Below are 24,984 nucleotides of genomic sequence, written 5' to 3'. Positions count from 1 at the left end.
AAGCTGCACTAAATAATATAAGCCCAGCGATCGCTCGGGTAACTCTATCTAAACGCCACTCTGGGGGTAAAAATAGGGGTAACATGATTTGTGCCAGGAATAAAACGCCAATCAGGGGCACTCCTCGAACAATCTCAATGTATAAAATACAAAACCAACGCCATACGGGTAAACTGCTAGTCCGCCCCAAAGCTAGTAAAACTCCAATGGGGAAGGAAAGGACAATGCTCACTGCTGCCATCAGTAGGGTAAGTAGTAAACCGTTCCATAAATTACTTCTTACCGATTGCAGGTTCAATCCTCCACCAATGAGCCAGAGAATAACGAGGAAAGATATTATCCATACTAAAGATAGCCAAGGAGCAATTCTTTGAGGGAATTTTTTGCCTAGCCACACACTGACGAAGACTAAACCTGCAATTCCCCATAGGTTTATTCCTACGGGTGTAAACACTGAAAATATACCAAGAATAAAGGCTGTAAAGATAACATAATAAATATTGAATTTTTCTTGAGCAGTGAATACACCCCAACTTAATGCAGTTAAGGAACTAGCGATCGCCAACACATTTCCAATTCGCCAGTACTGACTACTAGGGTATCTACCAACTAAAAATAGGTGTAAATTGACTTGAATTACCTGCCATTGTGCTTGATTAACTGTCCAATCCCAGATGCCTCTTCCCATCCATAGAATTAACAGCAAACAGATAATTGTAAGCAAAGTATTATACCAAGTACTAAAGAGGTTTTTACCCAACCATTGCAATTGTGGATTTTTCATTTGTCATGCTTGATACCTTTACTACTTCCTTAATGGGCACGGCGTGGAAAAATTGTTGCACATACCGAGAGATTGTGGATGCCGTGCCCCTAGATTTATCCCCTCACTTCTCTTTAACTATCTTTCCTTAATTTGCACCGTGCGGTTAAATAAATTCATAGATAGAGAGGTGATCAAACTCAGGGTTAAATAGGTAAGCATAATTAATAACATTACCTCTACTGCCCTACCTGTCTGATTAAAAGTAGTGGAAGCAACAAAATAAATATCTGGATAGCCAATAGCGATCGCTAAACTGGAATTCTTGGTTAAATTTAAATACTGACTTGTCAATGGTGGAATAATTACCCGCAAGGCTTGAGGAAAAATGACTAACCTCATGGTTAAAGATGGTTTTAAACCCAAGGAAGCAGCAGCTTCCCACTGTCCTTGAGATACAGATTGAATCCCACCTCGAACAATTTCAGCGACAAAAGACCCTGTATAAAAAGTTAGTCCTAAGAGTAAAGCAGAAAATTCTGGAGAGAGGGTAAACCAAGGAAGCTCTATCCCATTTTGACTGAAGTAAATAAAACTACCCAGGGAAACTTTATTTTCTTCCTGGGGTAAACTGAGGAAAACCACAGAGTACCAAAACAATAATTGCAACAGCAGGGGGGTATTACGAAATATCTCCACATATACCAAAGACAGGTTGCGTACCAACCAGTTGTCAGATAACCTGGCAATACCGGCAGTAATACCCACAATAGTAGTTAGGATAATGCCAGCGATCGCAATTCGCAAGGAGTTAATTAAGCCAATCCACAAAGCAAAGCTATAGCTATCTGATGGTTTATAAGGCAGAAGGGTTTCACCAATATCAAAACCAGCCTGCTGTCGGAGAAAATCAAACCCGAATTGAATCCCTAATTGTTGTAAATTACGGGTGAGGTTGCTCCAAAAAATAGCGATCGCCACTGCGACTAGACATACAACTATTAATTGACTAACTATGCGCCAAAAGCGTTCGTCTCGCCATAGAGGAGTTGGGGATTGGGGAAATTTTTGAGCCATGACTGGAAAAAGGAGGAAGGAAGGAAAGTTACAACTATCTAAAGGGTGGAGAATACAAAAGTCCGCCTTTCGTCCAGGGTTGATTATAACTGCGAGGCAGGTTTAATTTAGTTTTAGGGCCGAGGTTGCGATCGTAAATTTCACCGTAGTTACCAACATGTTTAATAATCCTCACAGCAAAATCTGGAGATAAACCCATCCCTTCACCGAGATTACCTTCACGACCCAAAAATCTTTTGATTTCCGGATTATTACTATTGGCTAACTTTGCCACATTTTGGGAATTGATTCCTAATTCTTCAGCTTTAATCAAGGCATAAACTACCCATTTCAAAGCATCAGCCCATTTCTCATCTCCATCAGCCACAGCCGGTGCTAAAGGCTCTTGGGAAAGAACTTCATCGAGAATCATGTGATTATCTGGTTTTGGCAGAATACTGCGTCGGGAAATTAGCCCGGACTTATCAGCAGTAATGGCATCGCAACGCCCTGATTGGTAAGTAGCAAAAGAGGTATTAGCATCTTCAAATACTACGGGTTTATAAGTAATCCCCAACTCTCGCATTTTATCAGCTAAATTCTGCTCACTGGTTGTACCTGTTTGGGTACAAATAGTCTTACCTTGTAAATCTTTGAGAGACTTTATGTTGCTATTTTTACTTACCATCATTCCCTGACCATCGTAGAAAACAATGGGAGCAAATGCCATACCCACAGAAGTATCGCGGCTAATTGTTAAAGTAGTGTTGCGACTGAGAAGATCAACTTCCCCGGTTTGCACGGCGGTAAAACGCTCCTTAGCATTGAGATTGCGATAATCTACCGCCTCTGGATTATCAAACAAAGCAGCTGCCATCCCTCGGCATATATCCACATCCAACCCGTTATATTTTCCATCAGTACCCACAAAGCTAAATCCAGGTACTTCCCCATTCACGCCACAGGTTAGCCGTCCCCGACTTTTGACTTGATCTAAAAGACTACTATTTTTCCCTGAGGTATTTGCATCTCCACCACAAGCAGTTAAACCAATCGCCAAAAATGCGATCGCTGATAAAAATACGGATTTGAACATTAACATCGGTAAAAATTTTTATATTACTTAAATAGTAAATTAAAGCAAAGTAATGGTCAGTTTGTATGACCCACAACAATTGTGGCTAAATATTTGGTATTCTAATGATCCTTACCAAATTACAAATAAATTACAATCGCTGCTATTTTAAGATTTAAATCATAGTATGCTCAACACCATGTGGAAATTGGGGCAAATCTTCACAAAAATAGACCCAAAATACCACAATCTATTACCAGTGACCCCGAACAGGTTAAACTAGGTCTGGTAAGAGCCGCCCCATTTTTTTAACGAGGCTTTTATGGGAGCTAATCTACAACAGATTGCCAGGTACTTGGACAACCTGGGTTGGGACTACCGTTTTGATGACGAATCAGAACGTATTATTACAGGTGTGGAAGCGGATCACCTAGAAGATTTCCTCATAGTCGTTCAATTAGATGAAGACGGGAAATTTTTTCGGTTATTTGCACCCCACGTTTTAGCAGGAGTCGCAGATCATCCTTACAAAGCAGATGTTCTGCAAACAATGCTGGCTATCTCCTGGGAAACAAAAATGCTGCAATGGGAATATGACCCTTCAGACGGAGAAATTCGTGCCATTATTGAGTTTCCCCTAGAAGATTCAGCACTCACAGAAAAGCAATTTAATCGTTGCTTGAGTGCCTTAATTCAGATTGTAGATAACATTGCCATACCCCGTCTCCAGGAAGTGATGACAACAGGCATAGATCCAGGAAATGTAGAATTGGGTGAGAGGTTATTACTTAGCATTCAGGAACAAGCTCCTGGGCTGCTAGAATTGCTGGAAAAAGCAATGGCAGCGAGAAAGAAACGGGGCAGTTTTCCTAGTGAAGAAGCCGATCTCTGATTAAAATAGCTATACTCCAAAATGATAACCTCACTATATACTTAAAATTTTCTTGATCTGGATATTATGACATCTTATGTAACCTCTTCTGCTAAAGCAGAAATGAGCGAACTCCGACGATTAAAAGGGCTACTACCACCAGAATTACAAAGTTGGGTCACAGTGGAAGGCACAATAGAAGTAAATCCACCCCTAATTCGCTGTGAAGAAATTAGTCGGGATCAGGTAGAAATTCAAATTGACTTGGTGAAATGGGACGAGTTAGCTATGGATCAGCGTAATTTGCTGTTCTGGCATGAAGTCGCTCGGATTCAAAATGACAGTATCCCTAAAGATGGTTGGGAAATGGCAGCATTAGCCATTGGTTTAGGTGGTGCTGTCGGTGAATTGTGGGTACAGGATGGATTACTCCTAGTGTTAGCTTTAGCACTATGTGGTGTCTCTGGTTGGCGACTGTATCAAAAAAATAATGGGGAGAAGCAAGTTAAAGAATTAACCGAAGCAGACGAAAAAGCGATCGCTCTCGCACAGCGTTTCGGTTATAGTCTTCCCAATGCCTATAAAAGTTTGGGTAGTGCCCTCAAAACCTTAATTGACAAGACCCCCAGCAAAAGACAGCGCTCAAAATATGAAGCTCGTTTATCTGCCCTCAAACGCAGTGCTAATAAGGCAAAAACAAAATCAAAATCTAGAGATATGGATGAAGGAGTTTATTAAATTTTGGATTTTGCGGAAATTTGATTCAGTCTGATTTTGGTGGTTCCCCCCATGAGCAACTACCGTACCTTTGCTCCCTTCGGGAGAGCTGAGTCGCTTTCGCGACACGCTGCGCGAACGCTAACAGAGGAGCTTTGCTAACGCGGAGCGTCTCCGAAGGAGATACCCGAAGGGGGGTTCCCCTGTTGAGCAAACTTTTTAAGACGGATTTTAGATTTTAGATTATATTTCAGAATTCAGGAGTGAAACAATACAGAAACGTAACAAATTTTTCAAGATAAAGCAACGTAGTTCTATCTTCCTCCCTTCCCTCCTAACCTTCGGGAAGCCGAACTCCGAGCATCTACACTCCTTCACTCCTTCACTCACTTCTTATTCTTCACTAAAGCTGGTTTAACATTTTGTGAGTTTGAGGTACTACACGCACCTGTTTGACAAACTCCTTCAATGAAGCCTGCCATTGCAAAACTTGGTCAGGAGTAGGTGAAATAATTATTTTCTCAGTCATAGAACCAGTAGAATTCTTCAAAGGTGTTACAGGCTGTAAAAACAAAGGAATATCAGGACTTACAGCCCCTACTAACTCCCCTGCTTTTTGCAAATCTGCCAATTCTGTATTTTCAGAAACAATTATTTTGACAAAAACCTCTAAGTTTGACTGATAACAGAGTTGGAGAAAAGTTGTATGTTCCTGCCAATGATTTTCACCGCTAACACTTGGCAGTTTCAAATCCATGCCCACCAAATCCAAGTCAGGTATTACCTGAGATAATTGCTGGGGAAGGTGCCCCCCAGTCTCCAAATATATGGGTAATTTTGTTCGGGTGCGTACTTGTGGTAAAAACTTACTCAGAAAAGAAGCATGAATTAGGGGTTCGCCTCCGGTCAAGCTAATGCTATCGTGTATAAAAGGTGCATTCAGTCTCTCTGTCCATTTTAGTAATTGTTCTAGTGAGACAGGATTAGAATAAGTTTTAAAATCACGCAATCCTGGACTGCGCTCTATCCTAAATACTTTGGGAGTATTCCAAGTATGGGCGCTATCACAGAAAAGACAGCGTAAATCACATAAAGCAAAGCGAATAAAAATCTGACGTGTCCCGACATTTAGTCCTTCCCCTTGAATGGCTGAAAAGACTTCTACCAAGTGGGCGCTATGTTCATTAGTAATATTTTTTATATTCATTGGATGATAACAAGAAGTATGCGCCATCTCGGCATAATCATAAAGGTTTCAGCTTATTATTCTACTGTGAATCCTTACTCTCAAATTTCCAGGGGATCGCCTATTTTTTGTCCAGGGAACCATAGATAATGATTTCCCAACGAGGGCATTACCCTTGATGCTTTTTCCTATTTTGAAGCAAAAAATAGTGTTTTGGTAAATGCAGTTTACATAGCATATAGAAGTGCAAAGTTTCATGACCAGTCCATCCCCACAGGTTGATTTTCCGGTTAACTTTCTGCAAGATACAGCTATCATCAGAATCCCAGCCAGGTTAAGTATATTAGAAGCTGTACCTTTTCAACAAACCTGCCAAGATTTAACTAAAAAAGATATACCCCTTCAAAAAATTATTCTTGATTTTCAGAATACTATTTTTCTCGATAGTAGTGGTTTGGGTGCGTTGGTAAGCTGCTTTAAAATCACCCAGGATAAAGGAATTGAATTTATTCTCAGCAATGTAAATTCAAAAGTAATGGCTGTATTGAGCTTGACAGAACTAGATCGGGTGTTTGAAATTCAAACTACGAAGGATGTTCTAGCAAAACCAACTCGCCAGTTAGAAGAACAGCTACCAGCAACCCACCCTTCCATTCGCTCATTGATGAAAAGGTTGATAGATATTGTCGGCTCTGTGGTGGGTTTAGTCATTACATCTATTTTATCAATCCCTATTGCGATCGCCATTACTATTGATAATCCCGGACCAATTTTTTTCCAACAAACCCGTTGCGGTTGGATGGGTAAACGCTTTCAAATTTGGAAATTCCGTTCTATGTGCGTGGATGCGGAAGCAAAGAAGTCTCAAGTTCAGAACCAAGTACAAGGAGCTTTCTTTAAAAATGAAAATGACCCCAGAATAACCAAGGTTGGTCGTTTTTTACGCCGTACTAGCTTGGATGAATTACCACAATTTTGGAATGTACTCAAAGGGGAAATGAGTTTAGTGGGAACTAGACCCCCCACTCCAGATGAGGTGGAACGGTATGAAGTACCAGAATGGCAACGTCTAGATGTAAAGCCAGGAATGACTGGTGAATGGCAAGTGAATGGGCGCTCTACCGTGCGTAGTTTTGAGGATGTGATTCGTTTAGATTTGAAGTATCAAAAAAATTGGACTTTATTTTACGACTTACAGTTAATTTTTAAAACTATAGCTATTTTGTTTAATAAAAATAGTGGTGCTGTGTAGAGGCACGGCGACAATAGGATTATTCATTAATGGTCAAGATTACAGATGCCGTTCCCTTGTGGGTGATTGCATCTTGTTTGATTGTGATTTCCCCTGATTCAAAATATGTGAATGGGCACGGCGACATAAGATTATTCATTAATGGTCAAGATTACAGGTGCCGTGCCCCTACAGGATAATTTTTTATTTGAGACTTACCAGATCCTCAATAGATTTCTTGCAGTCTGGAACTAAGGAAAACTATTTGTCCTTGAACCTTATTTTATTTGTGTATTTTTCGGAAATAACACCCTTCATTATCCGGAAATATACTGTTCCCAACCTGGTAATAAAGTTTGCTGGAAATGTAAATGACTACATAGCTCCTACTTGTTACCTTTATAAATGTAAGGGATGAGTTGAGAAGCAAAAAAGTAAACCAACAAATCCTGAACACACATAAAAATGAGGAAAAAGATCATGTTATCCAATAAATCTGAATTGTTTGTTGAAATTCCTGAAGAACAACAAGAAATCGTATCTGGTGGAGATCTTTTTGGTCTTAACGGAAGTTCATATGAGGAACTGGGATTCTTCTTGACTGCTACTTCCGCAGGTGAAGATGGAGCATCAACCTTGAGCATAGTTGAAATAATCAAAAAAGCAGATGCTTTGGTAGTTATCGAAGCTACTTAAAAATTAGCATTCTAGCGTGTCCTGGCTTGATGAAGTACACCTAATAACTCTTTTCGAGAAACAAGTAGCGTTAAAGATGTACCTCGCTAAATAGGTAAACGCTATATATAACTAAGAAAATTTCAGCGAAGTAATACTCTAAAACCCTGGAAAAAATTGAATCAATATCTTAAGGATTTGGTTCTTAACTATAGTAAGCTATCAGTCATATATGGAGATTAAAAAGCAACTCATTGCATCTTCACCACCTTGAACCTGATAGCTTACTATCTCCATATTCAAAAAATTATCTGGTCCAAACAAGAAGGTAATACTAATACTATGTCTAACCAGATTCAACCAACAAAAACAGAACTATTCACAGAAATTTCTGAATACGAACAGGAGACTGCAACAGGTGGGATATCGTTTTCATTCTCTCATTCAGAAAAAAATATACTAAGTTATGCCAATAGTCAAATTAATATTTCTAGAGGTGATACTAGTATTTCTTCCAATCAAACATCTTTGTATAGTCTCTCGCAAAAAACCACTTCAATAACCATTGATTTTGGTGATAATTACCGTAGTTCCGTATCCAGAATGCCTGCCTTGAGATTACTAGGTCTAATGTTCTTACGTGCCTTCTCTAGCTAGTTTTGATCAGTTTATTAATTGTTCAAAACTATAATGCTTACCTATCATTCTTTTGGGTAGTATGCAAATGAAATACCAATTTGTCCAACAACATAGTGAAGAAGATTGCGGCGCAGCTTGTATCGCTACAATCTGTAGACATTATGGGCGTACTTTCACCCTCAATCATATCCGGGAAGCAGTAGGCACAGGGCAGTTAGGTACAACTTTACTAGGACTGAAGCGGGGTGCAGAAACACTTGGTTTTAATGCTCGTCCAGTGAAAACTTCCCCAGAAGTACTCAATCGGATGCAAGAAGTACCCTTACCAGCAATTATTCATTGGCAAGGACATCACTGGGTCACTTTATATGGCAAAAGAGGCAGAAAGTATGTAGTTGCTGATCCTGGAGTTGGTATCCGTTATTTATCTCAGTTAGAGATTACCGAGGGATGGACAGATTATCTGATTCTGTTGCTGGAGCCAGAGCCTATTCGCTTTTTTACTCAGGAAAACGATGAAGTTGGTGGCTTTTGGCGTTTTTTTCGCCGAGTATGGCTGTTTCGGACAATTCTCGCCCAAGCTTTACCCCTCAACTTAATCTTGGGGATGCTGTCTTTAGCTTCTCCATTCCTCCTACAAATCCTCACCGATGATGTATTGGTACGAGGAGATACTCAGCTACTAACTACGGTAGCAATTGCCGTGGTGGTAATGAATTTTATTTCCAGCAGTCTTGGTTGGGTGCAGTCAAATTTAATTGCTCATTTTGCCCAACGGTTGCAATTAGGGTTTGTAATGGAATTTGGACGACAAATCCTGCGCTTACCCCTTTCCTACTACGAAGCCCGTCGCAGTGGAGAAATTGTTAGTCGTCTTCAAGATATTTCTCAGATTAATCAATTGGTAGCTCAAGTTGTAGTTGGCTTACCTAGCCAATTGTTTATCGCCGTAATTTCTTTTGGCGTGATGGTTTTCTATAGTTGGAAACTAACTATGGTGGCTATAGTTGTAGCTGTGGTGATGAGCATAACTACAATTATCTTCCAACCGTCTTTGCAACACAAAACGCGAGAATTGTTGGTGAAGGAAGCAGAAACTCATGGGGTACTTGTAGAAACTTTCAAAGGAGCATTAACTTTAAAAACTACCACCGCAGCACCACAATTTTGGGATGAGTTCCAAAGTAAATTCAGCCGCCTGGGGACTCTGACTCTACGCACTATGCAAATTAGCATTATTAACCATAGTTTTTCAGGGTTTATAGCTGCTATTGGTGGGGTATCTTTGCTCTGGGTTGGCGGTAATTTAGTCATTAATCCCGCAGAAAATCTCAGTATTGGTAAATTACTAGCATTCAACGCTATGAATGGGAATTTTCTGGGATTAATTGCTAGTGTAATTAGTTTTGTTGATGAATTTACCCGAGCGAAAACCGCTACCCAACGACTGTCAGAGGTGATAGATGCTACCCCGGAAGATGAGGGGGATGGGAAAAAGCCCTTTGCTCAAATCCCCGGCAATGCTGATATTATTTGTACCAAGGTTAACTTCCACTATGCAGGACGAGTTGATTTACTACAAGACTTTTCTCTAACTATTCCTGGAGGAAAGGTTGTGGCTTTAATTGGTAAATCTGGATGTGGTAAAAGCTCTTTAGCAAAGTTAATTGCTGGTTTATACCCCATTAGTTCTGGTAATATCCGAGTTGGTATATATAATTTACAAGACCTTGCCCTTGATTCTCTGCGGCAGAACGTGGTACTCGTACCTCAAGATGCCCATTTTTGGAGTCGTTCAATTATTGAGAACTTTCATTTAGGAGCGCCATATATCTCCTTTGAACAGATTGTCCAAGCTTGTAAAATTACTGGTGCTGACGAATTTATTAGTAAACTTCCTGATAAGTATCAAACTGTTTTAGGGGAATTTGGGGCAAATATTTCTGGTGGACAAAGGCAGAGGTTGGCAATAGCTAGAGCCATTGTCACAGATCCACCAATACTAATTTTAGATGAATCTACAGGTGGATTAGATCCTGTGAGTGAAACAGAAGTATTAGATAAATTATTTCAATATCGCCAAGGTAAAACGACCATTTTAATTACTCACCGTCCCAGAGTTGTCAACCGAGCTGATTGGATTGTCTTACTGGATAAGGGTCAGTTGAAATTACAAGGCTCTTTAGAAGAGTTGCGTTCCCTTCCAGGGGAGCATTTAGATTTTTTAAATCCTTAATTGAGTATGAGAAGTCTGGAAAATTAGAGTACTACGGGTAGGTCAGGAAGAGGCAGGGGAGCGGGGAGCAGGGAGCAGGGAGCAGGTGTAGGCTTTTTACAATTGGGTGTTGGTCAGACAAGGACGACAACCCCCCTATAATCCCCAAAGAGGGAAACCCCCTACAATCCCCCAAGGGGAGATAAGACAAGGGAGGAAAACCGAACCCAAAAAGTACGGTTCCCAACAATACAAACAGGTTCAAAAGCCTATTTGACCGTTGAATAATCTTCCCTGTACCTGTCTTCTAATCTCCCAAGTCTAGCCTCAACCGAAATGTTAAAAACCTACCCTTGTGAGTGTCTCCTCTCCCCTTCTCCCGGCCTCTTTTCTTTCACTTCTTTACTCCTATATTCTGGTAGGTGATAATTATGCTCTATACACATAGTTCAAAACTAGTTCCTGCGATTCAAGCTGAAGATTTTCTTCCTCCTGTGAGTCCTTGGACTTCTCTTGCGGGGATCTTTCTGGTGGGGACAGTTGGTTCTGGAGTTGCCCTCGCCTCTTGGGTGAAATATGATGTGACGGTAAAAGCTCCGGCGATGGTACGCCCCACGGGAGATATTCGTTTAGTACAACCAGAACGAGATGGTACTGTTAAAAGTATTTTAGTTAAACAGAATCAAGTAGTGAAGCATGGAGATGCGATCGCATACTTGGATGATAAACCACTACAAATAAAAAAGAGTCAACTGCAAGGGAATCTCGACCAAGCTAAGTTACAACTGATTCAATTATCAGCCCAAATCCGCAGCTTAGATGTGCAAATGCTGGCAGAAAAAAGGGTTATAGAAAGAACTATTACTTCTGCTCAAGCAGATTTACAACGCCATCAATGGGATTATCAACAGCGCTTAGTGAATGCTAGCACTGATGCTAGGGCAGCTATGGCAAGTTTAGAACAAGCCAGACTGAATTTGCAAAAGGCTCAATCTGATTTACAGTTTGCTAAACTAGACAGCGATCGCTATCAACAATTATCTGAAGTTGGTGCTGTGAGTCGGAGGGATTTCGAGCAAAAAAAGCTAATTGTTGAGCAGTCAAGTTTCAAACTGGAAGCGGAACAAAAATCCATTGATGTTGCTCAAGCCAAACTAAAAGCTGCACAAGCAGCTATGAATCCAACTATGGCACAAGTTTCCGTTGCCAAACAACGAATTGCCCAAGAGATTGCTAAGGGTGAAGCAACAATTGCTACCCTAATCAAAGAGAAGGAAGCTTTTCTGCAACGCCAACTTGAACTCAAAAGCCAATTCCATCAATACCAAAAAGATATCCAACAACTAGATACACAACTGCAAACTACAGTGATTCGTGCTACTAGTGATGGTATTATCCTCAAATTAAATTTACGTAATCCTGGTCAGGTCGTTAGTCCAAATCAGGCGATCGCAGAAATTGTCCCCCACAATGCGCCCCTAATTCTCAAGGCAATGATTTCCACGGCAGATATCAAAAATGTGGAGGTTAATCAAAGAGTGCAGTTACGGCTTAATGCTTGTCCTTATCCCGATTATGGCACTCTCAGCGCTATTGTCACTAGTATTTCACCAGATGCTATTGCCTCTACTAGTAACAATACAGGTTCATTAATATCTAGTTCCCCTAATACTAGCGATCGCTATTTTGAAGCTACAATTAAACCGCAAACTCTGTCTTTTGGTAATTCACATAAAACCTGTACTATTCAAACAGGGATGAATGCCACCGCCGATATTATTTCTAAACAAGAAACAGCCTTACGATATATGCTGAGAAAAGCCAGACTAATTACCGATTTATAAATATAAAAATTCTCTGTTGAAGGAATAGAAACTAGAGATTGTTTCACTGTACTTCAGTCAAATGAGAACTGATATACACTCTATTTAGACATAATCCTCATATAAGTGTGACTATATGCTCTCATATAGCAATAGATATATTAGTTAGGATAGTATTATTCGACTAAAAGGCTCTCAAATGTCAATAGAAAAATGTCCTAACTTGGCTGGCTATCGCTATATTAATAGCATAAGTCATACAAGCTTTGAAAATTTCTAACTGACTTGAAAAAGCATGGGAATAGCGGTGTAAACCTGCAATAACATTCGCGTAATTATTCTGTAATCTGCAAGTTGCAAGGGAAAGCACACCAAGAGATATTAAATAATATTCTTTAATGTTTGCTGGTGTAACCAGTTAATGATAGCTATTTATACGAATTTTTTAATTAGAAAATACTTAACTTATGTCATATATGGAGTTTGCTATTCCCACATAAAAACATAGATTCGAGTAACATTTCCTGTGGTTTACCATTTGTATGCTTACATTTTAGTATTTCTGTTTTATATTACCATCACTATCTGCTACCTTCGAGACTATTACAAAACGAAAAAAGCATTGCGGTGGTGGCACTTTAGGCAGTCTATGCGATTATTCCAGGAAGCTGAGAACATTCGGGATGGTTTATTGCAGGAATCTTTCATTATTCGCCGCTATCTAGAAAGATTATCGAGAGAGCATAGGGAAATAACACAAGAATATTTAATAAAAATTGATAATTGGCATCAAACTTTAGCAAAATTGAGCGATCGCCTGTTTCCAGAATGCCTACCACACCATTTACCATTAGCAATTGAATTTCTGCTAGAAAATTGGTTAGAGTCCTATCCCCACATCAAATTTGACATTGTCCTACCAACAAATTGGCCTACGGAAGGAGCTGAATGCAGTTTAGTCATCTTAACCGCCCTGGATGAGTTACTCAGAATCACCATTTCACACAATTCAGAACCAACATTAATTTACATTCGTTTACAACTGAAAAAAAATATCAGCACACTTGTAGTACAATTTTACTATGAGAATATTGTAGTGATATGCCACTCCCTGCTAACAGAAATCTTAAACCTGAATGAAAGCTTTAAATTATTAACATCTGGTAAATGTTTTTTCCAAATTAAGAAACATTCCATATCTTATTTATTTTGCTGGTAAAAGCTCTCATATATATGAAGAATTATTGCATATATAAAAAACTCCGAGAGCTATTTTTATTTTGCTTGCAAACAATTCAAATTGGAGCCAAAAGCATTATTGTTCCGGAACTTTACCAAAATATCTGTAATAGTAAATACAGGGAATATCTTAATAACAACCCTATTTAATGATTGAAAAAATTTTGACCGATAAAACCCTGTATAATCAACATTTGAGCTTCTGGGTATGTTCAAAATTCAAGTCTGATTTTTATGGTTGCTCTTTAAGTTAAGACTGAAACTATCTTTAATTTATCTTTAATTTATCTTTAACGTATCTTTAAGACAAATAATTGTCTACCAAGATAAATGATTATAAATTTAGTTACTATAAGGAGCCTAAACCCTAAACTACAGATATAGCCTTTTATCCTATCAAGTATCAGGGAAGTCGAATTTAAGGTTATTGTACTGCATCTAGCCAATACTGGTAGTTGCTCAAATCCGGAGGATGGATGATGAAGCAAATTCTATTAGAAAAGGCATTGTTAAAAATTTTGTTAATTGATGACCATGAATCAGTCTTAAGTGGAACCATTGATATTCTCCAGCACAGGTATCCGGATGCAGAATTTGTAAAAGCTCTGAATGCGGACAATGCTCTGGAAAAAATTGAGATTTTGCAGCCAGGTTTAGTAGTTATGGATCTCTCCATACCGAAAAGCTTTGGTTTATTTGCCAGACCTGAAGTAGGAATTCAACTCCTCAAGACAATAATGGTCAAATATCCTGAACTAAATATAGTTGTCCAGACTGCTCATGTCAAAGCACTAGTCCGAATCAGACCAGATATTGATGTTCATAAAGGAGGCTTTACTGTTGCCGATAAAAGCCTGACTAGTGAAGAGATGCTAGCCAGAGTTGATTGGTCATTACAAGGACTTACTCATACTAAAGATATTAAAGGAATTCATTCTGGATTAGAGGTGAAACCAGAATGGCTACAGGTACTCATATTAGCTTTTGAGGAAGGATTACAAGATAGAGCAATTGCAGAACGAATGTGTGTATCTGAGCGCATGGTGCGTCATTATTGGAGTAAGTTGCAAGATGCTTTACACGTTTATCCAGAAGCAGGTAAAAATGTCCGTATTCAAACAGAAATGCAAGCCAGAAAAGAAGGATTAATTGATTAATTATGCTAGAAACAGCATCTTGCAGGTTTATGAGGTATAAACGATCCAAGCATAATTAAAAGTAATCAAAGTTATCTATCCCATCGCTGCACCTCACTTACATGAAAAATGCTGTATAACCATTTGCTATCAGGCTATTTATGGAGCAAATCATCCATTTTCTACTATTACTATTGCCAATACTATTCGGTTAAGAATAAGAGATTTTTTGTAAAAAATATTCATGCATTTTAGGTTGAATAATTAGAAAATTTCTCCTAATGCCATAGAACCTGAATTATTTGAGCAAGTACTCGTACAGTTCGGCGGGAATAAACAGACCATTCAAAATCTGTAAAAGCCTACCCTATAATACTTTTAAATTTTAAATTTTGACTTTTGACTTTTGACTTCCACCTTGCGGTACTAGATACTGTATAAATTTTTGATTATTGGGGTTATTGACAAAAAACAAGCTATAGAATTAAATAATTCAAAGATTTATTTTATAAAAAGCCTCTATTTATTTTCAATCTGAAATTTGATTTAGAGAAAATTTAATTTTGTTTTTTCTTATTTAACCGATAAGTATTGCCTCTATTACTGAAAATTTTAGGCAAAGCTTATGCGAGGAAAAATTTGGCAAACATTCAACATTTGGCATCTAAGTAAATTTCCTAGCTTAGTTGTGATTATGGTTATTATAATTCATTTTTTAAGTGCAAAACAATGTCTAGGATTACTAGCTGTTGATACTTTGCTTGACCCATACCCAAAAGCATCGAGTTATGAAAAAATTTTGATTCTGGATATTCAAAAAAACATTAGTAGTATTGATGTTTATTCTATTTCCAGTGTAAAAAATGGGACAAAAAACTTACATAAAATATTTTTGAAAAATTTAAAGACTGAAAATTTGTCATTGGAAGAGTCCAAATTTCCTTCTCTTACTTTCTTCAATGCCATGTCTAATGTCAAATCTAGTCAATTATCAAAACAACGATTACATGGACTCAAAATTAAAGCTCACCAAGCCTCACACATAAGTACAATACAGAACGAAAGACCATTGTTAAGAATTTGGGGAGATAATTGGGAATATTTATGGATTATATGTTGGGGAATTATAGGAATTAGTTTAGCTTGCCTGACTCAATCATCTTTTACACATTTCTTATTTGTGGGTATTGCTAGTAGTAGTTTAATTCTATTTAGTTATGTTCTTTTTTTGATCGGAGGATGGTGGATTACTATAGCTCCAGTCTTACTAATATTAATATTAAACACTATTGGCATAGCAGCTTTATATAAATATAATCGAGCGATTCACTTAACTATTAAAATTCGCCATGACTTAATTGAACGTACATTTGAAACCATTCATAATGGTCCATTACAAACTTTAGCAAAAGCTTTAAAGCTAATTCGGGAAAGAAATTTACCACATGATGAATTACTGCAAGAATTGGAAGAAGATTTACAACAATTAAATCATGAGTTGCGGGGAATTTATGATTTTTTGCAGCGAGAACCTAGACTTAGAGACAATAGTTTGTATCTAGGAAATGGTTTAGTCGTGAATTTAGAAGACCAAATACATGAAGTTTTATATCAAGTTTATAACTATACTTTAGAGAGAAAATTACCTTACTTTAAAACCCTAAAAGTAAAGCTCCGTAGTTTTGAGTCAATACAAGACTGTCATTTAAGTTTGTCACAAAAACGAGGTTTATGTAGATTTCTGGAAGAAGCTTTATGTAATGTAGGTAAACATGCAATAGGAGCTACTCGTTTAGAGGTTTATTTTACTAAAAATGAAGGTTATTATACTCTGAAGATTATAGATAATGGCTTGGGTGTGACTTCATGCAAAGAAGGTAGAGGAACCCAGCAATTTAGAAATATCGCACGACATATTCACGGTAAATTTAGACGTTTACCAATTTCTCCTAGGGGTACTCTATGCGAACTTTCTTGGTCTAGATATAGACATAAATTCCACTTATGTTCATAATAGTAAAATATATAGCAATGGACATATCGGTTAGAATAATATTGTTCTACTCAAAAACTGTCAACCACCAACTAACAACTAACAACTAACAACTAACAACTGAAAAACATCCTAAACATAATGGCGACTGCTATAAATTATTTAACGTACCTGTTTTAGACTTTCCACCTGTTGAGTAAATTGATCTGTAAGTATACTCATCACAGTCCTTTCTTCCCGCACTTTAATATTGGCACTAATAGACATTCCTGATTGGAGAGAAATCTTTTTGCCTTTGACATCAAGCTTTTGATTATCTAAACGTATTTTCGCTGGAAATCTATAAAATTTGTGAGTTTCATCTGGGGGTAAAGCATCAGAACCAACAGATATAACTTTTCCTTTGATATCACCAAATTCACTAAAAGGGAAGGAATCTATCCTCACATCAACTATCATTTCATCTCTCACAAAACCAATATCTTTATTAGTAATAAATACTTCAGCAATCAAAGTATCTTTGGGTACTATTTTCAACAAGTCTAACTGACTAACATTGGCAACAAAACCTGGATAAGCCTGTAAATCAAATACTGTTCCATCTACAGGAGAACGTAATTCTTGATACTCAATGTTTAATTTAGTTTGAGCAATTTGGCTTCTAATTTCTGCTAATTTCTTGTCATTTTCTACAACTATTTTTGTCAATTGGCTATCAATTTCTGCAATTCGTTTTTTATTATTACCGATATTTTCTAATATGGTTTTACTAGAAGCTGCAAAAGTATTGCTCAATTCTTGTTTGCCTTGTTGAATATCATATTCTAATCTTTGCTTTTCTGCTGTTAGTCTTTCCACTTCTGCCTTACGAGTGGCAAGTTGTTGTTTTTGTTGCAAAAATTGTAGTTCTGCGATCGCTCCTTCTTCTGCTAATATTTTTAATTTAGAAAATATTTCAGTATTAATTAATAAACTATTTTTGGCATCGTTTAATTGTATTTCATTTTGAGCTAATCTTTTCTTTATTTGTTCTATTTCTAGTCGTGCGACAGCAGAACGAGACTCCAATTCTTTTTTTGCTGTCTTTAGTAACTGGGTTTCGTCTGTTCCTAAACCAATTCCGGTAGTAGATAGTCTTAATTGACTTCTTAATAATTCATTCTCTTTAACTAAAGCGGCCCTATTTTTTAGCAAGAAGGCAGTTTCTTGAGGTAACTTACCCCGTACAAATTCTAATTCTGCTGCTATTCCAGAAGCAGAATTCATCAATTTCCGATAAATATTATTTTCTTGAATTAGGAAATTACTAACTTTTTGCAAAGATTTTAGTTCTGCATTAGTAGCGATGGAATCAAAAGTAACTAATAAATCTCCTTTTTTAACTTTATCTCCATCTTTGACATGTACTTGCTTCACCAACCCATTAACTGGTGCTTGCACTTCTTTCACAGCACCTTCTGGTTTAAGTTGTCCAGTGGCTGGAACTACTTGTTCAATTTTGGCAATACTTGCCCAAATCATACCAAAACAGGCTAATCCCACCAAACTCATCATAATAGCACGAGACCAAATTGGAGATTGGCGTAGGACTACTGATTGTTCGGAGAATTGATTTTGTGATTTGGGGCGACTTTGAACTTTCTGAGAATTTTGGGAAATAGTATCTTGTATGGATTGGTTTTGGTTGCCATTTATTTTAATCATTGTATTTATTTAGCTATCACTAAAATAATCAGTAGTTTTGTGATTTTTTCTAGGTAAATTTTTAGTTCAAAAAGAACATCATAATTTACCATTATCTCAAAAATTAAAAATTTACTTCTTGTTGTTGATAGAGGTAATAATAATGACCTTTAAGAGACATTAATTCTTCATGGGTTCCCTGTTCAACTACCCTACCTGCATCCATCATAACAATCATATCTGCATTCTTAATAGTGTTTAAACGGTGGGTAATAAAGAAGAGAGTATTACCTTTAAATGTTTCGGCTAAATTTAAACAAACTTCTCGTTCAGTGGGATAGTCTAAAGCACTGGTAGCTTCATCTAAAACTAATAATTTTGGTTTTTGGAGAACGGTACGAGCAATAGCAATTCTTTGTCTTTGTCCGCCAGAAAGACTAGAACCTCGTTCCCCAACTTTAGTGTTGTATCCATTGGGGAGACTCATAATAAATTCGTGGGCTGCTGCAACTTTAGCTGCTGCAATAATTTCTTCACTATTCGCATCTGGACTAGTCAGGGCAATATTTTCTTGCACTGTACCCTCAAATAATAGGGTATCTTGGGGAACTACACCGATTTGTCGCCGTAGGGAATAAAGTTCTACTTTGGCGATGTCATAACCATCCATTAAAATTCTGCCAGACTCCGGTTCATATAGTCTCAGCAGCAATTTCATCATGGTACTTTTACCAGAGCCGCTTTTGCCAACTATACCCACAAATGTTCCCAAAGGAAATTCTAGGTTGACATTACAAAGTTGTAAGGGACCACTATTGGCAAACCGGAATGATGTATTTTCATACTTGACAGTACCTTCAATCGGAGGTAGAGGAATATTGTAACGATCTTCTTCTGCTTCCTCTGGTGTATCAACAATATCGCTCAAACGTTCCAAGGATAAAGCCGTTTGCTGGAAATTTTGCCACAATTGGGCTAAACGCAATATAGGACCGGTAACATAACCAGAAATAATGCGGAAAGCAATTAGTTCCCCTAGGGTTAATTCTCCTTGGAGTACTAGGTATGCACCAGCCCATAATACTAATAAACTACTCAGTTTATTTAAGAATTGGCTGGTAGAATTGGCAAGGGTGGAGGTAATTACAGTTTTAAATCCAGCTGATACATAACGTGCATAACGTTCTTGCCAAGCAAAACGCGATCGCAATTCGATATTCTGAGCTTTGACTGTTTGAATCCCCGATAATACTTCTACTAAATTTGATTGGGTTTCCGCGTTACGTTCTGCTTTGGTGCGTAGTTGTTTTCTAATGGTAGGAGAAGCAATTAAGGTAACTAGCACAAATACGGGAATTGTTGTTAAAGCTACCAAGGTCAACTGCCAACTATAGAACAGCATGACGATAATATAAACTATCGAAAATACTGCATCTAAACCTACAGTTAAAGCCGTACCTGTCAAAAATTGACGGATATTTTCTAATTCGTTCACCCGAGTGGATAATTCACCCACAGGACGGCGCTCAAAATACCGTAGAGGTAATCTGAGCAAATGGTCGATAATTTCCGAACCCAAGCCCATGTCAATCCGATTGGTGGTATCGACAAATAGGTAAGTTCTTAATGTAGTTAATAATGCTTCAAATAAACCTACTACTAATAATAATACCCCTAAAATATTCAGAGTACTCAGACTATTTTGATTAATAACTTTATCAATAATAACTTGAATTACTAGGGGATTGGCTAACTGTGCTAATTGGACAAAAAAGGAAGCAATAAATACTTCTAATAATACTCGACGATACCTGGATATATAGGGTAAAAACGACTGTAAGCCAAATCTTTCCTGCGGAGTACTTTTAGTGCGTGAGAGCAATAATACACTCATTCGCGGGGGATAACTTTCTGCATCCCGATCTAATTGTTCAATAAATTCTGCAGGCTGACAACGGACAATTCCCTTTTCTGGTGCGCCCAGTACCACACTATTAGCTTTTGCTTCATATAAAACCGCAAATTTTCCCTTATATTGGACGATTGCAGGGGTGGGAATTTTTGCCAAGGAAGCAGAGTTCACTTCTATTAATTGAGGCTTGAGTCCAACTAATTCTGTCAGGTAAGCGCAAAGCTGAAAGGATAACTTCCCTTGGCGTTTTATTTGATCATTTAATATCCGACGAATAATATCTTGACGGACAGGAAACTCCCAATACTGGGAAAGCATTTGGAAACAGGCAAAAGTTGCATTTACTTCTCCTTTTCCTCGAACAAAGGGATATTTGTGGTGTTTTTTCTCCTTTTTACTGCTATTAGCTTCTGCCTCGACTTCTTGTGCTGGTGCGGAGTCTCTGATAAGAGGAACATCTGATAAGATTAAATCTGATGGGCGCAAACCAATTAAACGTACAGGTTTTTTTCCCGGAATATGAATAGTATCTTTTCCATCAGGAAGTTGTAAGCGAGAACCAAGGGAAAAACCATTTATCTCTCCACCACCACTCACAAACCAAATGCGATTGTCAGCAATTTGACTACATGAGTTTCTCCCTGGGGCTAAATAATCAACAGTTGCTTCTGCTAAAGCATTTTGAACTAATTGTTTGAGGTTCCCATCTCCCAGAGCTTGAACCTCCTGTTGCATAACCATGACATCAAAAATTTCTGCTACATGACAGCGATTTTGAAATGCATTGGCAAAATTGGGATAACGTTGTAGCAGCTGTAAAAATTCTTCTGTCTCAATTGTCAAGCAAATCACCTCAGTAGAAGCGATCGCAGTTTCACACGCAACATTTCTTAATAAACTAATTTCACCTAGAATTGCCCCAGGCTCCAGCAATTTCAAGGTAATTGGCATTTGCGTCCGTGGATCATATCCTAAGAGACGAGCTTTACCTTCATAAAGAATTATTATTTGCTCGGGTTTCTTTTCTTTGCCAACTATTTTTTGTCCTATTCTGTAGCGCCAAGGTTGGAGCTGTTGCGATAAGTTAACAATCACTTCTGTGGGTAATTGGTCAAAACCCTCAAGATGACTGATAAATTCTTGAAAAGCACTTTTGATATAAGTCATGCCAATTTGAGATGTTGGATTGGAAAACATATCCTTAGTACATAGTCCCAATTATTATTGGGTAGCAAATGGATTCGTTTTCAGGCGGTTCCTCCGGAAAATCGCCCTTGGTACTCGTTGTCGGTTATAGCACTATATTTTTGATTTTAGGATAGATGAAGAATCTAATATATATATAGTAGGATTTTGCTCATTCCCTCATAGATTCTTTCTTCTCTTATTTGACGTTCTCTCCCTCCTAAAGGAGCGGAGATTATAAATCTCACTTTAGGTTTCCTCCTTCCTAGACAGACCTTTCAATCATCTATCTCTTGGGAGCATATTTAAACTGTCTAACTGTTCAATAGAACCAATTAGCAAGCTTAACTTAGACAATCCCAGAGGGTCGCGTCTCCAGAGGCATACTTAAGATAGTCAGCCTAGAGCCATCGTGCGCCCCACGATACCTTCAGTTTGATGAGAAAATTGAAAAGCTTTCACTTCTGGGGGTTGCTACTTTGTTGATTTCGCCAGCTATGTTTACGAGTTGTCTTTATTGTTTCCCGACCTGTCGTGTTTCACCTACATGGGTCGTCCTGTATCGGCGGATATTCTACCTGAGACATTTTAATTTTACCATAAGCAATTGTCGCAAAAAGTCGCCCTACAAGGGCGAGTCTTTATACTCATTATTTTCGGTAAATCATACCTGATTGCCATATCTAAGTTAAATTTCTTCATTATTTGACATAGTATTATTACTAGCGACAGTGGTGCTTTAAGTAACATTTTTGCTAAATATTACATTTTCAGCATAATTCAGGTTTTATACTCTCATGCCAATTTGAAAAACATGGGCACAGCTTGATGCCTGGAAAACAGAGACAGAAGGAGACTTGCAATCTAGAATTTTAAATATTGTGACTTTTTCTTCATTATTATTAACCAGGCATAGTTTCCTTAGTGAAGTACTAGGTTCAAGGCTTTATAATTATTGATTATTATACTTATATTATTTTTAGCACTAAAATGCGATTAAACAGTATTTATACGTAAAGCAAGCATTTATATACCCAATTACACCAGAATTGCGTGTTATTTAATTTGTATTCCTTAATGCCTAAAGTTAATCATCGAAACGGCTAATTACATCTATGAAACGAGTGTCTCGTCAACCCCAGCGAATCTTATTCTTACATCCAAATTTTCCAGCACAGTTTCGTCACCTAGCAACTGCTTTAGGTCAAGATAATAATTATCAGGTTGTTTTTGCCACTAATCGTCGTGAGGGTAAGATACCGGGTGTTGAAAAAGTACTGTACAATCCTTCTCGTCAAGCTTCTGCTGAAACTCACTACTACATTCGCAACTTAGAAAATGCAGTTCTCTCTGCTCAAGCAGTCTATCGTATCGCAAATCAACTTAAGAATCAGGGTTTTGTCCCAGATATAGTTTACGGTCATTCTGGATGGGGTCCCAGTTTATTTATGAAAGATATTTTTCCCCAAGCAGAATTATTGTGTTACTTTGAGTGGTTTTACCATGCTCATGGTTCTGATGCTGACTTCGATCCGAATGAATCCTTAACTGTTGATGATGAATGTCGGATTAGAGTCAAAAATGCACCAATGTTAATAGATTTATATAGTTGCGATCGCGGTCTTTGTCCTACTAAATGGCAGAGTCAGCAATTTCCCCCAGAGTATCATAGTAAACTTAGTGTTTGTCATGATGGTGTGGATACTAAATACTTTTGTCCCCAACCAGGAGCAAAGTTAAATCTACCAAAGATTAATCTCAACCTTTCCCATGTAGATGAGTTAATTACTTATGTAGGGAGAGGGATGGAACCTTATCGGGGATTTCCCCAATTTATGGAAGCAGTGGCATTAATACAACAAAAACGACCAAACTGTCATGTGGTAGTAGTAGGAGAAGATCGGGTTGCTTATGGAAAAAATTTACCTGAGGGTCAAACTTATAAGCAACTAATGTTAGCTAAGTTAGATTTGGATTTATCTCGATTGCATTTTACGGGGAGACTACCTTACTCAGAATATCTGCAAGTCTTACAAGCTTCATCGGTACATATTTATTTAACTCGTCCCTTTGTTTTATCTTGGTCAATGTTGGAAGCAATGGCAACAGGATGTTTATTAGTAGCTTCCAAGACTGCACCGGTATTGGAGGTAATTGAGGATGGGATAAATGGATTATTAGTGGATTTCTTTTCTCCTCAGAAAATTGCCGAGAAAGTAGATGAAGTACTTAATCATCCCAGTGAGATGCAGGTCATTCGCAACCAGGCAAGGGATACAATCATTAGGAATTATGATTTGGCGACCTTACTACCACAGCATCTACAATGGATGCTTTTTGGTAAAAATTCTCGTCATGACAAAAAGCGCATTAAATCGAAAGGCTTTGGGTTAGTTTAAGCTGATAATTTGCACCATCCTCAGGCGGAATTTTACGAATTCAGAAATATGATTGTCTGGTGACAGATTGACCAACAAGTGAACATGGTATTCCTCGCCATTGAACTCAATTAAAATACTTTTTACTTACTACTTATTTTTTCCAGCAATTCCCTAGAACACGATTTCCTTATCCTCCCAAAAAAATAGGAGTGGGAGGAAGCATATCACAAGCTTTCAACTCCCACTCCAGCATTTGCCGCTGGGGCGTTCAAGAATATTTACAGATATCACCATTTATTTAGGGGGCTAATGTATTGGTCAATGGCAATGCCTGTACGGTCTTAATATTCTTGACACGACAAATGCAAACTTTAATTGTTATTAATATTTTCTATTCAGGCCAAAAAAAATATATATTGAGAATCTCCTAAATTTCTGTAATGAAAAATATTTGGTAGATATTTAATGAACAATTGGATTAAGGTGTGATGCATCCTAACAACTACTGTTTTTAAGTCGTTTATCTTTAATTAATTTAACTGAGATAAGAATAATGTGGTTGCCATTTTGGCAATTTTATTTATTTTTTTGATTAAGACCTAAAACAGCATAATTAATCATTGTTTCAGGTTGATTTATATCTTACTATTTCTTCCAGCAGATCAAAAAACTGGGTTTATCACAATCCGATTTGATTCCTGAATCATTTGTAGAGATAGGGAGCTCTTAACAGGGAAGCAGGAATAAAAGTGTACTGAGTTTGGTAAACCCAAAGAGTAGGCTAAGCCAACAAAAATAAAATAGGAGTCCTAATATAAATACAAAACCAAGACCTTCATCGTTAGTCATTTGCAAAAAAGCGGGTTTCATAATTCATAAATTCTTGCCCAGGAAAAGCGTTTAAGCCTGTTAAATTGCTTTTTTATGCTCGCAAAAATTGTTCTAACTAAGACTGAGTCAGAAGTTACACGCTCGTTGTCAATTAGGATTTTTCCCTTGTGTTGCAATGACTATGCTGACATTGTTCCTAGGTAATATAAGTCTGATTGGAATAGCGAGAAAGTTTAAAGATTTGATGAGATATAAGTAAATTTAATAAAAATTGCCAGTAAAACTACTTGTTAATCCTTGCTTCCTGCGTCACTAGGCACAGTAATCGTTAGAATAGGAAATTGACAGCATATTTTCTATAGAATCTGCAACA

Annotated in this window: 18 protein-coding genes; 11 read left to right on the top strand and 7 right to left on the bottom strand. The window is 37.7% G+C overall.

The window, feature by feature from the left end:
• The 3 genes from CALSC_RS01115 to CALSC_RS01105 all read right to left on the bottom strand — a co-directional run.
• The coding region (locus CALSC_RS01115; protein ID WP_088239591.1) for an ABC transporter permease subunit at positions 1–784 on the bottom strand (784 nt) is incomplete at its 3' end.
• A gap of 117 nt (positions 785–901) precedes the next feature.
• Positions 902–1,840 carry an amino acid ABC transporter permease gene (locus CALSC_RS01110; RefSeq protein WP_088239590.1) on the bottom strand — a complete coding sequence of 313 codons (939 nt, stop codon included), beginning with the start codon at positions 1,838–1,840 and terminating at the stop codon, positions 902–904.
• A gap of 34 nt (positions 1,841–1,874) precedes the next feature.
• Positions 1,875–2,915: an amino acid ABC transporter substrate-binding protein gene (locus tag CALSC_RS01105; protein ID WP_088239589.1), complete on the bottom strand. Its 1,041-nt coding sequence runs from the start codon at positions 2,913–2,915 to the stop codon at positions 1,875–1,877.
• A gap of 301 nt (positions 2,916–3,216) precedes the next feature.
• On the opposite strand from CALSC_RS01105, the gene CALSC_RS01100 reads away from it, so the two are divergent.
• Together CALSC_RS01100 and CALSC_RS01095 are read left to right on the top strand one after the other, a co-directional pair.
• A complete protein-coding gene (locus CALSC_RS01100; protein WP_088239588.1) occupies positions 3,217–3,786 on the top strand; it encodes a type III secretion system chaperone family protein in 570 nt (189 codons plus the stop codon).
• Positions 3,787–3,852: 66 nt separating this feature from the next.
• The gene (locus tag CALSC_RS01095) at positions 3,853–4,503 is read left to right on the top strand and encodes a DUF3318 domain-containing protein (RefSeq protein ID WP_088239587.1); all 651 of its coding nucleotides are present in this window, start codon (positions 3,853–3,855) and stop codon (positions 4,501–4,503) included.
• A gap of 382 nt (positions 4,504–4,885) precedes the next feature.
• Here the strand turns inward: CALSC_RS01095 and CALSC_RS01090 are convergent, their stop codons facing one another.
• Positions 4,886–5,689 carry a 7-carboxy-7-deazaguanine synthase QueE gene (locus CALSC_RS01090; protein WP_088239594.1) on the bottom strand — a complete coding sequence of 268 codons (804 nt, stop codon included), beginning with the start codon at positions 5,687–5,689 and terminating at the stop codon, positions 4,886–4,888.
• Between the two features lie 235 nt (positions 5,690–5,924).
• On the opposite strand from CALSC_RS01090, the gene CALSC_RS01085 reads away from it, so the two are divergent.
• The 8 genes from CALSC_RS01085 to CALSC_RS01050 all read left to right on the top strand — a co-directional run bounded on the left by CALSC_RS01085 (position 5,925) and on the right by CALSC_RS01050 (position 16,640).
• Positions 5,925–6,920, top strand: a complete 996-nt coding sequence (locus tag CALSC_RS01085; protein ID WP_088239586.1) for a sugar transferase — start codon at positions 5,925–5,927, stop codon at positions 6,918–6,920.
• Positions 6,921–7,379: 459 nt separating this feature from the next.
• Complete coding sequence (locus CALSC_RS01080) at positions 7,380–7,595, top strand: CTB family bacteriocin (RefSeq protein ID WP_088239585.1); 216 nt, start codon at positions 7,380–7,382, stop codon at positions 7,593–7,595.
• Between the two features lie 321 nt (positions 7,596–7,916).
• Entirely contained in the window at positions 7,917–8,231 is a 315-nt protein-coding gene (locus CALSC_RS01075) for a hypothetical protein (RefSeq protein ID WP_143288112.1), read from the top strand.
• Positions 8,232–8,298: 67 nt separating this feature from the next.
• A complete protein-coding gene (locus tag CALSC_RS01070; protein ID WP_088239593.1) occupies positions 8,299–10,449 on the top strand; it encodes a peptidase domain-containing ABC transporter in 2,151 nt (716 codons plus the stop codon).
• Between the two features lie 410 nt (positions 10,450–10,859).
• Positions 10,860–12,272, top strand: a complete 1,413-nt coding sequence (locus tag CALSC_RS01065; protein ID WP_088239583.1) for an HlyD family efflux transporter periplasmic adaptor subunit — start codon at positions 10,860–10,862, stop codon at positions 12,270–12,272.
• A 628-nt stretch (positions 12,273–12,900) separates the two neighbouring features.
• Positions 12,901–13,470 (top strand): hypothetical protein, encoded by a 570-nt coding sequence (locus CALSC_RS01060; protein WP_235006635.1) that lies wholly within the window; start codon positions 12,901–12,903, stop codon positions 13,468–13,470.
• 499 nt (positions 13,471–13,969) lie between these two features.
• Positions 13,970–14,647 carry a response regulator gene (locus CALSC_RS01055; RefSeq protein ID WP_088239581.1) on the top strand — a complete coding sequence of 226 codons (678 nt, stop codon included), beginning with the start codon at positions 13,970–13,972 and terminating at the stop codon, positions 14,645–14,647.
• 604 nt (positions 14,648–15,251) lie between these two features.
• The gene (locus tag CALSC_RS01050) at positions 15,252–16,640 is read left to right on the top strand and encodes a sensor histidine kinase (protein WP_088239580.1); all 1,389 of its coding nucleotides are present in this window, start codon (positions 15,252–15,254) and stop codon (positions 16,638–16,640) included.
• Between the two features lie 141 nt (positions 16,641–16,781).
• Here the strand turns inward: CALSC_RS01050 and CALSC_RS01045 are convergent, their stop codons facing one another.
• Together CALSC_RS01045 and CALSC_RS01040 are read right to left on the bottom strand one after the other, a co-directional pair.
• Positions 16,782–18,323: an HlyD family efflux transporter periplasmic adaptor subunit gene (locus CALSC_RS01045; protein ID WP_088239579.1), complete on the bottom strand. Its 1,542-nt coding sequence runs from the start codon at positions 18,321–18,323 to the stop codon at positions 16,782–16,784.
• Between the two features lie 103 nt (positions 18,324–18,426).
• Positions 18,427–21,381, bottom strand: coding sequence for a peptidase domain-containing ABC transporter (locus tag CALSC_RS01040; protein WP_088239592.1), 2,955 nt, complete (start codon positions 21,379–21,381; stop codon positions 18,427–18,429).
• Positions 21,382–22,514: 1,133 nt separating this feature from the next.
• Between CALSC_RS01040 and CALSC_RS01035 the strand changes: the two genes are divergently transcribed.
• Positions 22,515–23,798 carry a glycosyltransferase family 4 protein gene (locus CALSC_RS01035; RefSeq protein WP_088239578.1) on the top strand — a complete coding sequence of 428 codons (1,284 nt, stop codon included), beginning with the start codon at positions 22,515–22,517 and terminating at the stop codon, positions 23,796–23,798.
• Here the strand turns inward: CALSC_RS01035 and CALSC_RS28105 are convergent.
• Positions 23,790–23,909: a hypothetical protein gene (locus CALSC_RS28105; protein ID WP_407641868.1), complete on the bottom strand. Its 120-nt coding sequence runs from the start codon at positions 23,907–23,909 to the stop codon at positions 23,790–23,792. The two genes, CALSC_RS01035 and CALSC_RS28105, sit on opposite strands and share 9 nt — an antisense overlap.
• Positions 23,910–24,984: the final 1,075 nt, after the last annotated feature.

Source organism: Calothrix rhizosoleniae SC01 (genome assembly GCF_900185595.1).
GTDB classification, from domain to species: domain Bacteria; phylum Cyanobacteriota; class Cyanobacteriia; order Cyanobacteriales; family Nostocaceae; genus Calothrix_A; species Calothrix_A rhizosoleniae.
Note: the sequence above shows the minus strand (reverse complement) of the source record. Positions and strands in the feature narration are given on the sequence as shown.